Source organism: Hymenobacter citatus, from assembly GCF_014333615.1.
In the GTDB taxonomy this organism is placed as follows: Bacteria; Bacteroidota; Bacteroidia; order Cytophagales; family Hymenobacteraceae; genus Hymenobacter; species Hymenobacter citatus.
On the sequence record NZ_JACSCY010000003.1, the window covers coordinates 180898 to 193242 of the forward strand.

At 58.6% G+C, this 12345-nt stretch carries 10 protein-coding genes; 3 read left to right on the forward strand and 7 right to left on the reverse strand.

All coding sequences use genetic code 11. The annotated features are described in order from the left end of the window. Positions 1–76 precede the first annotated feature (76 nt). Genes H8B15_RS05100 through H8B15_RS05110 form a run of 3 tightly spaced genes read left to right on the forward strand, consistent with a single transcriptional unit; the run spans position 77 to position 1153 of the window. Positions 77–526: a DUF6526 family protein gene (locus H8B15_RS05100; protein WP_187318592.1), complete on the forward strand. Its 450-nt coding sequence runs from the start codon at positions 77–79 to the stop codon at positions 524–526. A 17-nt stretch (positions 527–543) separates the two neighbouring features. Continuing rightward, entirely contained in the window at positions 544–834 is a 291-nt protein-coding gene (locus H8B15_RS05105) for a YciI family protein (RefSeq protein ID WP_187318593.1), read from the forward strand. A gap of 16 nt (positions 835–850) precedes the next feature. After that, entirely contained in the window at positions 851–1153 is a 303-nt protein-coding gene (locus H8B15_RS05110) for a DUF4286 family protein (protein ID WP_187318594.1), read from the forward strand. A 186-nt stretch (positions 1154–1339) separates the two neighbouring features. On the opposite strand, the gene H8B15_RS05115 is transcribed toward H8B15_RS05110, so the two are convergent. The 7 genes from H8B15_RS05115 to H8B15_RS05145 all read right to left on the reverse strand — a co-directional run bounded on the left by H8B15_RS05115 (position 1340) and on the right by H8B15_RS05145 (position 12284). Continuing rightward, entirely contained in the window at positions 1340–1825 is a 486-nt protein-coding gene (locus tag H8B15_RS05115; RefSeq protein ID WP_187318595.1) for a GNAT family N-acetyltransferase, read from the reverse strand. 89 nt (positions 1826–1914) lie between these two features. Beyond that, complete coding sequence (locus H8B15_RS05120; protein ID WP_187318596.1) at positions 1915–2148, reverse strand: hypothetical protein; 234 nt, start codon at positions 2146–2148, stop codon at positions 1915–1917. 147 nt (positions 2149–2295) lie between these two features. Continuing rightward, complete coding sequence (locus tag H8B15_RS05125; RefSeq protein WP_187318597.1) at positions 2296–4485, reverse strand: prolyl oligopeptidase family serine peptidase; 2190 nt, start codon at positions 4483–4485, stop codon at positions 2296–2298. A gap of 103 nt (positions 4486–4588) precedes the next feature. After that, positions 4589–5272 (reverse strand): hypothetical protein, encoded by a 684-nt coding sequence (locus H8B15_RS05130; protein WP_187318598.1) that lies wholly within the window; start codon positions 5270–5272, stop codon positions 4589–4591. Positions 5273–5516: 244 nt separating this feature from the next. After that, positions 5517–6977, reverse strand: coding sequence for a hypothetical protein (locus tag H8B15_RS05135; protein WP_187318599.1), 1461 nt, complete (start codon positions 6975–6977; stop codon positions 5517–5519). A gap of 174 nt (positions 6978–7151) precedes the next feature. Then, positions 7152–8738 carry a hypothetical protein gene (locus H8B15_RS05140; protein WP_187318600.1) on the reverse strand — a complete coding sequence of 529 codons (1587 nt, stop codon included), beginning with the start codon at positions 8736–8738 and terminating at the stop codon, positions 7152–7154. Between the two features lie 75 nt (positions 8739–8813). Continuing rightward, entirely contained in the window at positions 8814–12284 is a 3471-nt protein-coding gene (locus tag H8B15_RS05145; protein WP_187318601.1) for a hypothetical protein, read from the reverse strand. Between the last annotated feature and the right edge of the window lie 61 nt (positions 12285–12345).

Below are 12345 nucleotides of genomic sequence, written 5' to 3' on the forward strand. Positions count from 1 at the left end.
CCGTACAGAAAGCTCCGGCCGTGTGGTCGGGGCTTTCTTTTTTATCTACACTTACGTTCTACTTCTACTTTCGCTTATGGCTGCCTCCCCAACCAAGAACACCGTTATGTACTACCCCTGGCATCACTATGTGCTGCTGCCAGCGGCTTTCATTCTGGCTGCGTATGGCGTGCGGCGCTATACCGATGTAGCCGGCAACGATTCGGAGAACTCGCGGTTGTGGTTTACGGTGGCGGCGCTGGCCGTGGTAGGGCTAGGTGTACTGTTGATGCTTCGGCAGCACTACGCTCTCACGTTGCAGGACCGCATTATCCGGCTGGAGCTGCGCCAGCAGTATTTTGAAGCTACTGGCCAGAGTCTGCGGCCGCTGGAAGATCAGCTCACCCTACCCCAAATCCTGAATCTGCGCTTTGCCGGCGATGCCGAGCTGCCAGCGCTGGTGCAAGCGGCTATTCGGGAGAAACTATCGCCCAAAGACATTCAGGCCCGCATTCAGGACTTTCACTTCGACCACATGCGGGTCTGAGTGGTACCTTTGTGGGTATGTTTTTGCTTTCCCTCACTTATTTGGTTCCCTTCGAGGAGATAGAGCCGCTGATGGCGTCGCACATGACATGGGTAGACACGCACTACCAGACAGGTACGTTGCTGCTCTCAGGCCGAAAAATACCGCGCACGGGCGGTATGCTCCTGGCCCGCGCCGAGAGCCGTGCGGCCATCGAGGCCATCGTAGCTGCCGACCCCTTTACGCAAGCCGGCGCCGTGCACTACGATATCATTGAATCTACGCCTACCCGCATCGCGCCCGACGCTGGCGAGGGCTGGCTCACTTAACCTTTTACTTTCCCTGATGATTTTATACAACGTAACCAGCAGCGTCGACCCCGAAGTGGCTGAGGAGTGGATGGAATATGTCCGCGACGCGCACATGCCCGAAGTAATGGCCACGGGCTTCTTCGTGAAGCACCAGCTCTGCCGCCTGCTCAACGAAGAAAATGACGGCTACACCTACGCTGCCCAGTACTACGCCCTCGGCCTAGAACAGCTCGAAGCCTTCCAGAACGCCTTCGAACCCGGCCTCAACGCTACCTTAGAAACTCGTTTCCCCGGCCAGTTCATCTCCTTTCGCACCATGCTGGAGATTCTTGACTAAGAGGTGAGATAGCGAGATGGTGAAATAGTGAGTTTGACGTTCTGTCATCCTGAGCGCAGCGAAGGACCTTATCACGCTAGAACGAGTCGTTGGTACGCTTGTCGTTCAACGCGATAAGGTCCTTCGCTACGCTCAGGATGACAGAACGTCAAACTCACTATTTCACCATCTCACTATCTCACCATTTCACCGCCAGTCCCGCAGCTGCTCGGCTGATAGGTTGCCGTTGAGCCATTCCGGATCAAGCTGGGCGCCTAGCTTTTGGTAGAAGCCGATGGCGGGCTCGTTCCAGTTGAGCACCTGCCATTTCATGCGCTGGGCGCCGGTGTCGCGGGCTTCGGCTACTACGGCACCAAACAGCGCCCTACCCAGGCCCGTGCCGCGGGCGGCTTCCGTTACCACTAAATCTTCCAGGAACAGCATCTTGCCCTTCCAAGTGGAGTAGGCGGTGTAGTACAGCGCAATGCCGAGTAGCTCGTGGGCGGTGTTTTCGGCCACGAAGAATTTAAAAATTGGCTCCGGGCCGAAGCCGTCGCGCTGCATATCGGCCAGGGTGTTGGTGACTTCCTGTGGGGCGCGCTCGTATTCGGCCAGTTCCTGAATCAGGGCCAGCACTTGCGGCAAATCGGCTTCCACGCCTCGCCGAACGGTGATAGAGGACGGAATGGACATCAGCGAAAAAATAATAGGTGAAAAACAACGACGCCCGGTTGCGGCGAAAGGGCCGTAACCGGGCGTTGGCACAGGCCAAGTGGCCCGTATTACATCTGCGGCTGCATCTTTTTGATGTCCTCCGTCGCATTAACCGCGTTAATTTCGCGGGTTGCAGGGTTTTCGGGGGCTGCTTTACCGCCGGTAGTATCGGCTTCGGGTGGCAGCGGGGGTAGGGGCTCTACGGCCACGTTATCCTCTCTCTTGTAATCGGGGTTGCTGCACGAAGCAACCGACAGCAGCGAAGCACCGGCCAGCAGACCGATCAGAAGCGTATTCTTCATAATAAACCGAAATGACACGGGCATTGACGTTTGGAGGCGCAAGATACGGTGAGATAGTGAGATGGTGAAATGGTGAGTTTGTCGTTCTGACTGCCCGAACCGCGCTACTTGCGCAAACTGTGCCGGCAGAACGACAAACTCACTATCTCACTTCCCGTACGGATTCACGCCCATGTTTTGGTAGGCGAAGGTCCAGATGTCGGTCCATTCGTCTATCTGGAGCTGGGTGCTTTTGCCCGCGCCGTGGCCGGCGTTGGTGTCTACCCGGATGAGCTGCGGGTTGGAGCCGGCATCGGCGGCTTGCAGGGCGGCGGCAAACTTGTAGGAGTGAGCCGGCACTACCCGGTCGTCGTGGTCAGCGGTGGTGATGAGGGTAGCAGGGTAGTTAGCGCCGGCCTTCAGGTTGTGTAGGGGCGAGAATTTGTAGAGATTCTGAAACTGGTTGTAGTTGTCGGAGGTGCCGTACTCGGGTATCCAGTTCCAGCCAATCGTAAACTTCTGATAGCGCAGCATATCCAGCACGCCTACCGCCGGAAAGGCCACGCGGGCCACGTCGGGGCGTTGCGTCATGGTAGCACCTACCAACAGGCCACCATTCGAGCCGCCCGCAATGGCCAGGTGCGCCGGGTTGGTGTAGCCCTGAATGGTGAGGTATTCGGCGGCAGCAATGAAGTCGTCGAATACATTTTGCTTGTGGGGCGTCATGCCGGCCTGGTGCCACTCCTCGCCGTACTCGCCGCCGCCGCGCAGGTTCACCACGGCCAGAATGCCGCCGTTTTCCAGCCACAGCATGCGGGCCATGCTGAACGAAGGCGTGAGGGAAACGTTGAAGCCGCCGTAGCCATAGAGGTAGGTAGGCACCTGCCCGTTCAGCTTCACTCCTTTCTTGTGCACAATGAACATCGGAATCTTGGTGCCATCCTTAGAGGCGTAGAATACCTGCGTGGTCACGTAATCGGCCGGGTTCACCTTGCCCGTTGGCGCCTGATAGACCGTGCTGGTATTGGCAGCCAAATCGTATTTGTAGATAGTAGTGGGGTGGGCAAACGACGTGAAAGCATAGTACACGGCTTTGTCGGTGCGGTGGCCCTCGAAGCCAGTGGCAGTACCCAGCGCGGGCAACTCTACCTCGTGCAGCGGTTTGCCTTGCTCGTCGAATACCTTTACGGCGCTGCTGGCATCTTTCAGGTAAGTGGCAATCAGCTGGCCGCCGGCCTGACTCACGCTTTCCAGCTTTTGCTCGGCTTCGGGCAGTACGTTTTTCCAGTTGGCGGCCTGGGGCCGTTTGGGGTCTACCAACACTAGGCGGTAGTGCGGCGCCTTATAGTTGGTGCGCACCAACAGCTTGCCATTGGTGGTGCCTACTACACTGTTGTTGTAGGAGTAGCTGGTAACGAAGGAGGTGAACTTGGTGGCCTGCTTCGGGTCCGTGAGGTCGCGCACGAGCAGGCGGTTGCCGTCGGCTTTGCCATTGGTGAGGTGCAGCACGGCAAAGCGGCCGTCGTCGGTGGTGGTAAGGTAGCGGAAGCCCAGCGGCATCCGGCGGTCCTCGTACACCAGCTTATCCTGGCTTTGCTTGCTCCCCAGCTTGTGGTAGTACACCTTCTGAAATTGGTTCAGCCCCGCTAAGCGACTGCCATCGGCTTTGGGCGCGTCGTAGCGGCTGTAGTAAAACCCATCCTTGGCCCAGGCCGCCCCCGATACCTTCACCCAGTTGATTTCATCGGACAGCGTTTTGCGCGTTTTCAGGTCAATCACGCGAATTTTGCGCCAGTCGGACCCCGCCCCGGAGGTGGCGTAGGCCAGGTAGCGGTGGTCGGGCGAGAAGTAGGTGCCGGCCAGCGCCGTGGTGCCGTCGTCGGAAAGCTTATTGGGATCGAGCAACACTTTGGCCTCGCCGCCTTGCACCGGCTGCACGTAGAGCACGGCTTGGTTTTGCAGGCCATCGTTTTTGGTGAAATACAGGTTGTCGCCCTCCCGCTGCGGCACGCCGTAGCGCTCGTAGTTCCACATGCTCGTGAGCCGTTCCCGAATCTGCCTCCGAAACGGAATCTTGCTGAAGTACTCCGCCGTCACCTGGTTCTCGGCTGCTACCCATTCCTTGGTTTCGGGCGCGTCCGAGTCCTCCAGCCAACGGTAGGGGTCGGGTACGGGCGTACCGTGGTAGTCGTCTACCCGCTCGCCCTGCGGGGCGGTAGGATATTGCACCGGAATGCGCGGCGCCTGCTTGGCGCTGGTAGCTTTCGGACTAGCCGCCGTAAAGCCTCCCTGCGGCCCCGCCGAGCGGCAAGAGGCCACGGCCAGCAACGTGAGGAGCGGGAAAGTAAATTTCTTCATGCAGATACACTTGGGAGGCAGGCAACGAATATACCAACCAAGTGCATTTCAATCTTGTTATAGTGAAATCACTATTCACAAAATCTTATACATACCCAATTGGCTACTGGCTGCTCCGCATCCTCCCTACCTTCGGAATCACCTGTATCAGAAAGCGTTTGTTGTCGCCCTCGCGGCGCCCGGCGTAGCGGCCAGTGCCATAGAAACCACTCCCGCCAATCACCAGTTCAATGCTGCGGTCCTGGGTGAAGTCGAGGCCGTTTTGCTTCCAGAAGTTTAGCAAGCTGAGGGCACGACGGTAGCTGAGTTGGTAAGTAAGTTGCTCCTCGTGGGCGTTGCGCGGGTCACCCTGGGGGTAGCGAGCGGCCATGCCTTCCACAATCACGAGGTAACGCACCGGCTGGTCGGTTTTGATACTCTTGAGCACCGTGCGCAAGGTGCGTCCCGCTTGCAGCAATGCCGGCTTGTAGCGCTCCTCAATTACGTCCTGTCCCGCCCTAAACTGCACCGGCACCAGCAGCTCGTGGCGCTCATTCGTAGGGTCGTATTTAAAGTATTTGCCTTCTAGCTGCTGCAAGGAGCGTTTGATCTTGTTGATTTCCTCCAGCTCCTCGGCTTTGGCTTTCAGCTCACCGTTGGCCTGTTTCAGCTCCCCTTCGCGGTCTTTGAACAGCTTGAAGCTGTACACAAACAGCACCAGCATCACCACAAACAGCGACGTCATTAGGTCCACGTAGCTGGGCCAGAAGAAGTCGGAAGATTCGCGGTTTTGCGTAGGTTGATTCATAAAAAATAGCCTCTTCTAGTCTTGCTCCAGCACTGGTAGTATAAATAGGAACACAGGCCATAGCATCACAAATCCTATCCAGATGCTAGATGCTATAATACGTATCAGCAACTTTAACCAATTCGTTTCCGCTGGTCTCCTCATAATAAAGATGAATCCTATCACTACTATAGCCGGATATAACATTATCAATCCAATATGGAATGCATCTACTACCATCCTAGACAGAGCATCACTTTAATAATTATACCGGCCGCACGCCCCCAAACAGCTTATCCATAAACCGCTGCCAACGGTTTTTGGCTGTGGCCTTCACCAGCACCGTATTCAGCGCCGATAATTCTGTGAGCAGCTTGGCGTCTACCTGGGCGTCTAGCTCGATCTTGCGTAGCAGCTCGCGCTGGGTGGCCGTCACGTCGCGGAAGAGGGCTTCCTGGTTGCTTTTCACGTCGCGCAACGGGTCGAGTTGCTTGAGAATGCGCTCGAAGACGTTGTCCTGGTTGAGGCGGCGGAAATAGTCGCCCCACTTTTCGTAGGCTTGCTGGGCGTCGCGCTCGTGCTGGTTGAGGCGCTGCTGCATGAGGTCGGTGAGGCGCAGGGTAGCCGTATCGAAGTACTGCTCGGTGCGGGCCGCGAGGTTGTCCATTTCCGTTTGGTGGCGCTGGAAAAACGACAGCTGGTGCTGCACAATGTTGCTTTGCTGCCCGATGTACTGCCCCACGTTGTTGATGCCGCGCTCGAAGCCAGTGAGGCGGTCCAGGATACTGCTCACCTGCTGCGCCGTTGCGGCGCCGTCGGCCAGCATCTTGTTCAGTTGCTGCTGGTAGCCCGTAAATTGCCCAAACAGCTCCGCCGACTCGCGCACCTTGTCGAACACCGCAATATTGGCCTTCGCCATTTCGTCGTAGCCAATCTTATCCAGCGCCTCCAGGAAGCGGCTTTGCACCTGAATATTATTGGTGAGCTTGTCCATAATGGGCTCAAACAACGTCACCTTACCCACAAAATCCTGATTGAAGGCATCCAGCACACCCTTCAGCGTGCTCAGGCTGCTCGACATATCATCGTGCAGAATGGGTAGCAGGCGAGCTTGCAGAAACGTGTAGTATTGGTTCTGGTGCTGATCCAGTAGTTGCCGGGCGCGGCGCACCACGCCGTTGCCCAGCAGCGTCAGCAGCAACCCCACAAACGAGCCCGTCATGGCGATGAGCACGCCGGTGAGGAAGGGCGTCAGGGCATTATCGTCGGATACGCCGTTGCGGGCAATACCTACGAGGCCCAGGATGACCCCCAGAAATGTACCGAGCAAGCCCAAGTAAAGCGGAGTGGCTACGTTGGCCTGGGTGGCGTTGTCGAGCACCTGGGCCTGGCGGGCGGCAATGTCTTTGAGAATATCGAAGTTGGCCGCCGCTCCCTTGTTGTGGTAAAGGTAGGCGTTGGTGTCGCGCAGGATATCGGCAAACTCCGGCGAGGCCGTGTCCGCCTTGATCATGTCCACGGGGTAGGCGCCTTCGGGCGCGTCGGCGGCGTAGTCGGGTAGGTCGCGGCCGTCGGGAAGTAGTAAGCGGCGCTCTAAGCGCAAGGCTTGCCGCTCGGGGTAGAGCTGCCCGAGCCGTAGGGCCTGGGCTTTGGTTTGCAGAAACGTGCGGATTTGCAAGCCTACAACCACCAGCACCACCGCTATTTCAAGGATAATTTCGAGCATGAAGAAAGGAAGAAGCAACGAATAGCTAAAGCTATAAACAATCTGTCATCCTGAGCGCAACGCAGTGGAGCGAAGAACCTTCTCACAGTCAACGAGTCGTTCTTACGACGGTCGTTTCAGCGTGAGAAGGTTCTTCGCTCCACTGCGTTGCGCTCAGGATGACAGCTCAACTATTTACTCAAAATGCACTACGGCTTTTTGCTCGATATGCCAAGCCCCACCTTGTTTGCGCAACGTGCCCGGCTCATCGTTGATGATATACGACACCGGTCCGCTGGGCTGCGGGTAGCGGCAAGCGTCGCGCAAGGAGTACTGGGCACTTTGGATAGCATAGGCATGTACGCTCGGATCGGGGTTCACCTGGAAGGTAGCCGTATCCGGCTTGTTGGAATCAAGCGTGATTTCGTAGATGCTATCGTGCTGCGCCTCTTCCTGAAAATCGTACTCGCTGAAAATGCCATTCACCGGCACTTTGGCATACACGTAGCGCACCGAAGCCGGTGCCGCCGCTACCGAGGCATACGACTCGGGCGCGGGTAGCTGCACGGGCGGCACCAGGCTGTCGAACTCATCCCGCGGCGAGGCCGACGGCGGACCTGCCGGGATGGGCATTTCCAGGGGCGGCGCAGCGGGCGGCGCGTAGGCCGAAGGGGCGGCGGCAATATTATCGAATGCCGGGGTAGCAGGCTGCGGTGTTTCGGCGGGCGCTGGCGAAGCTGGAGCAGGCTGCTCGGTAACAGGCTTAGCGGGAGCAGGTGGTGTAGCCGGGGCAGATGGCGCAGGCTTTTCAGTTGACCCAGGGTTAAAACCTTGGGCTACGGAGCGACTGTTTGTAGTTGGCTGGCGCTCAATTGGCGCTGGCGTTTTTTGGGGTGCCGCTACGTAGCCCAGCGCTCCATCTTCAGAATTATCGAAGTCTTGCCCAAGCTCCTCCGCTACCCGCTGCTGCACTATCTTCTCAATCTCGGCGCGCAACTCCGGCGTGAGGCGCTTAGACGAGAAGGTACCGCCGGGTGCTGTCGACACATTCTGCCCGGCTGATTTTAGCTTTTCCAGCTCGTCACGGTGTCGGTCCATGCGGGTGTTTAGATTGCGCATACTACTACGCAACAACCAAAACAGCACGAGGCTCAGCAGAGCTAAAATGAACGCAATGGGTGCAAACAAACTGCTCATAACACCTTCTTTATTGCCGGCGGGTGCGGGCGTTGCATAGTTAGGGTTTTCCTCGGGCCCGGCATCGGCCGGGGCGGCAGCGGTGGCTTCGTCGGTGCTGGTGTCGGGCGTGGCTTCGGCGTTGAGGCTGCTGCTTACGTCGCCGGGCGGGGTGCCGTTTTCCACGTAGTTAGTCAGCGAAGCGGCCAGCGCATCTACGGCCTGCATCCGGGCAGGACTACCCTTCCGGCTCGGCGAGGCCTTCAGCTTGTTGATGATTTCCGTCGTCAGCTTTTGCAAGCGCGACTTATCCGAGCCTAGCCCCTTGTACATAGCCCCCCTACCCTCCAGCGGCTGGTAGAGCAGGCTATACACCTTTTGGCTGTCGGCCTTGATGCTGTTTTCCAGCTGCTTCAATGAGCCGCAGTTTACGCCGTTCTTCAGGTTGGGCCGGCCGGTGTCGTTGTACACAAACTTCACCGCCGCGCACCAGATCTGCGCCTTCTGCTCGTCGAGGGTAGGCTGACCGAGGGTTTGAGCGTGGGTGAGGGTAGTGGAAAGGAGTAGGCAGGTGAGGAGGGTAGCGAGTCGTCGGGAGAAAGTCATAGGCAAAAGAATGGAGAGGCTAAAACTGGAGCTAAAACTAGCTCTCTTCTTTTGAAGAGAGCTAGTTTTCTAACCCTACCCCGGGTTCTGCAACTCCCGGCTCAGATTATACAGCGCCTGCTTCAACGGATAGAAGAACAGCGTTTCCGGCAGCGTCTCGTCTTGGCTAAGCTGGCGATCTAACTGGTGCAGGCCAAGGCTGAGGCTGTCGTCGATTTCGCGCAGGAGCAGGTCTTCTACCCGGTTGCGGTCCACATCGACGCCTACCTCGCGCATCAGCGGAGCAACTTCGTCGCCTTCCAACACCAGCTTCAGGAACTTGCGCACGTTGTCGAGCACGTGTTGCTTGAGGTCGACGTCTACCTGGGGCAGCTTCAGGCGTTGCTCGTCGATGTCAGCGCTTTGCTCAGCGCCGGTGAGCTTCACGGTGCGTACTGCGTCGAAGTCGGCGCGGCTGGAGCTGCTTTCCTCGAAGAGCACGCCGCCATTGGTAGTGGCTTCCTTGGGGTTATCGGCCAGAATGACGCGGAAGTTCTGCGGCGGTTCCTTGCCGGTTACGCCTTTGAATACAGCTTTCGTAATCTTCTCAATAGACGTCAGGCTACTGCCACCGGCCAGCAGACGCAGGTAGAGGCTGCCTTTGCCGGAGAAGCAAATGTAGCGCGGCGTTTTGAGGTTGAGTTGCTGCGTGAGTTGCGCCACGTGGTAGATAATGGCCGTGTAGTGCAAGTAGAACAGCACCCGCAGCTGCCGCCCCTTACCCAAGCCGAGGCTCTGCGAGAAGCGAAGCTTGTCGTCGTAGGTGAAAAGTAGACTGGTCACGTCGGCCGAGCCGAAATCGGGGTTTTGCAGGGCCGCCCGCAGGTAGCCTTTATACTCTTGGTTTTCTTCCGAGTCGGGTAGGCTTTCCACGTGCTGCACACCCAGGCGAAGCAGGCCATTTTGCTTGGGCGCGCCCTGCACGCGGGCGTAGCCATCGCCCCACAAGTCGTCGCCGGCAAAGCGGAATGACGAGCTGAACGCTGGGCGCTGGTCGGCAAACACCAGCAAATCGGTGGTGCCGCCACCGATGTCGATGTTCACCACATTCTCGTCGCGGTTGGGTACTACCTGGTTGGTGGCCGTGAGGTAGTAATAGGGCGCCACCGATTCGGAAACGAACTGCGTGTTGCGCCGACTGTGGAAAACTTGTTGAAAAGCCTCGTCCCATACCTGCTGGAATTGGTTGCGCAGAAACGCATCGAAGCTCAACGGCGCAAACCACACCACCCGCGTGTCCTCCAGAATGCCCCCGTGCAGCGCCGCTTTGTGGCGCATCAAAAGCAGAATTTCCTTGAAAAACGCCGCAATGCGCGACACGCCCTGCGGGTCCAGCTCCGCCGACCACTTTAGGTTCGTTACAAAACGGTTTTGCGGCGGCTGACCGGTTTCGGTGTTGATGCTGAAGCCGATGTTGATGTTGCTCAGCACTTTGCTCGGCTCGTTGGCGTAAGTATTCGTCTCGCACACCGCCGTCCGAATCGGGAATTCATACACCGATTGCTGCTCCCCAATGATGCTGGGCACAAACTCACGGTTCTGAATCAACGGCACGTCGAACAGTTGGCCGGGGCCGCGCATGTAGCGCTGGTAGGCAGAGTAGCCCGTGTCGGGTAGGGGCGCGTTCAGCAGCTCCACCTGCACGTCCTGCTCGCTGATAGTGAACGGCCGCGGGTGCGCCGACGGTCCATCGGCATAGGCCACGTGGGTGTTGCTGGTGCCAAAATCGACGGCAAAGGTGAAGCGGCGGGTGCCGCGCTCCACCTCGCGCCAGCGCGGCACAATGAGGCCACGGGCGGGCTCGCCGTTCAGCACAGCGGGGGGGCAAGTCAGCTCCGCGAGGTCGAAGTGCGTACCGGTGATTTCATAGTAGGTGCTGCCGGCCGTAGACACGCTTTTCTGCGTCCGCTCGAAGCGAGTAGCGCGTTTGGAAGCGCCCTGCTCGCTGATGCCCGAGCCGTCCACGAAAAACTTCAGGTCGTAGCGGCGGCTCACCATGGTAGGCGAATTGTCGGCGTCCACCAGCATCACCTTGTAAAAGTCGTTGTACTCGGGCTGCGAGCGGTGTTTGTAGAATGGGAACACGCCCAGCCCAATGTTGGCCTTCACAATGCGACCCTTTTCCAAAATCTCCCTACCCTGCGCATCCTTGGGGTTCTGCGGGTTGGGGTAGTAACTGCGCTCGAAGGTGATGAAGCGCCCCGCTTGCACCGGAATCCGGAGTTGCACGCGCACGTGGTTCAGGTCGATGGTGAAGGTGAGCAGCTCGGCCAGTTCGTTTTCGGTGAAGTACTCGAAGAACGTCTGCCGCAGCGGCAGCAGGTACGGAAACCGCGCCCTACCCTGCGTGTCGGCGCCGTACTGGAACGACACCTTGCCAGTGTGGAAACGTTGGGTATTCAGCTCGTAGGGCAGCTCTACCAAGGCGTCTTCCAGGAAGTCGCCCACCGTGAGGTAGGGATATTTGAAGCCCTTGCCGGGCAGCACGCGGTTTTCCAGCGCCAGCTCGTCGAGGTAGGGTACCACGGTGCGGTCGTCCCAGGGCTGGCCGTTGAGGTAGTTGGCGCCGGGCATGGTCAGGTTGGGCCGCAGCACTAGCGGGCGCGGACCATTGCTCACCGCCGCCCGCGTGGGCTGAATAAACAAGTCGGAGCTCGTCACGGCCGATTGGTCGGCGCGGCCGGGCAGCGGCACGCTCTTCACCCCGGCCGGGTTGCCCTGAATATCAGCCAGCGACGGATATTTAGCGGCGAACTGTTGGGCCGTGTGCTCGCCCTGCATCTGCATCTGGTTGATGCGCCCGCGGTCTAAGGCCGCGTACACCGCCCCGGCAAACTCGCGACGTTGCAGCTGTGGGTAGGCTAGGAACAGTTCGTACACAAACTCCTGAAACTGCGGCGAGCGGTCGGCCAACAGCACAATGTTGTGGTCGAAGTAGTGGCCGCGCGCCTGGGCGCGCTCCAGCTCCAGCGGCTGGGTATTGGGTGCGGTGAAGAACAGCGTGAGCGGCGAGGTACCGCCTAGCAGCCGCGGCCCGCCCGACAACTCCGGCGATTCATAGAACACCAAGTACATATCCGAGAAGTCGCGGAACCGCTCGTCTTGCAGAAACAACTGCAAGGTTTCGCCGAGTAGGCGCGTGCCTTCGTCGGCGCGCATGCGCTGCACTTCGGCCGCCGCATTCCAGCGCCGCAACGTGATTTTGCGCCCGGCCTGGGTGTAGAGGTGGTAGTTATAGAGCAGCTCAAACAGGTCCCAGAAGTGCGTTACCAACTCGTGGTACACCGAGTTAGGATTGCGCTGCCCCTCGCGGGCTACGAAATCAAACGCGGCCTCAAACAAGTGCATCCGCGCAAACGGCGTCGGGATAGACACGGCCACGTTACGGGCTTTACTACCCGTCGGGTCCGTCACGGTGTTGATTTCGGTACTAGTGATGGGCGCGGTTTTCTGCCAGCCTTGGATTTGCTGGGAACCGTTGTTGTGCAGGCGAAGGACTTTGGGCATAGTAGGACCCCACCCCCAGCCCCTTCTTCGCTTGATGCGCGAAATCCTCCGGAGAGGGGGA

Coding starts and splice junctions, on each gene's coding strand:
- H8B15_RS05100 (WP_187318592.1), top strand. CDS start 77: ATGGCTGCCTCCCCAACCAAGAACACCGTTATGTACTACCCCTGGCAT.
- H8B15_RS05105 (WP_187318593.1), top strand. CDS start 544: ATGTTTTTGCTTTCCCTCACTTATTTGGTTCCCTTCGAGGAGATAGAG.
- H8B15_RS05110 (WP_187318594.1), top strand. CDS start 851: ATGATTTTATACAACGTAACCAGCAGCGTCGACCCCGAAGTGGCTGAG.
- H8B15_RS05115 (WP_187318595.1), bottom strand. CDS start 1,825: ATGTCCATTCCGTCCTCTATCACCGTTCGGCGAGGCGTGGAAGCCGAT.
- H8B15_RS05120 (WP_187318596.1), bottom strand. CDS start 2,148: ATGAAGAATACGCTTCTGATCGGTCTGCTGGCCGGTGCTTCGCTGCTG.
- H8B15_RS05125 (WP_187318597.1), bottom strand. CDS start 4,485: ATGAAGAAATTTACTTTCCCGCTCCTCACGTTGCTGGCCGTGGCCTCT.
- H8B15_RS05130 (WP_187318598.1), bottom strand. CDS start 5,272: ATGAATCAACCTACGCAAAACCGCGAATCTTCCGACTTCTTCTGGCCC.
- H8B15_RS05135 (WP_187318599.1), bottom strand. CDS start 6,977: ATGCTCGAAATTATCCTTGAAATAGCGGTGGTGCTGGTGGTTGTAGGC.
- H8B15_RS05140 (WP_187318600.1), bottom strand. CDS start 8,738: ATGACTTTCTCCCGACGACTCGCTACCCTCCTCACCTGCCTACTCCTT.
- H8B15_RS05145 (WP_187318601.1), bottom strand. CDS start 12,284: ATGCCCAAAGTCCTTCGCCTGCACAACAACGGTTCCCAGCAAATCCAA.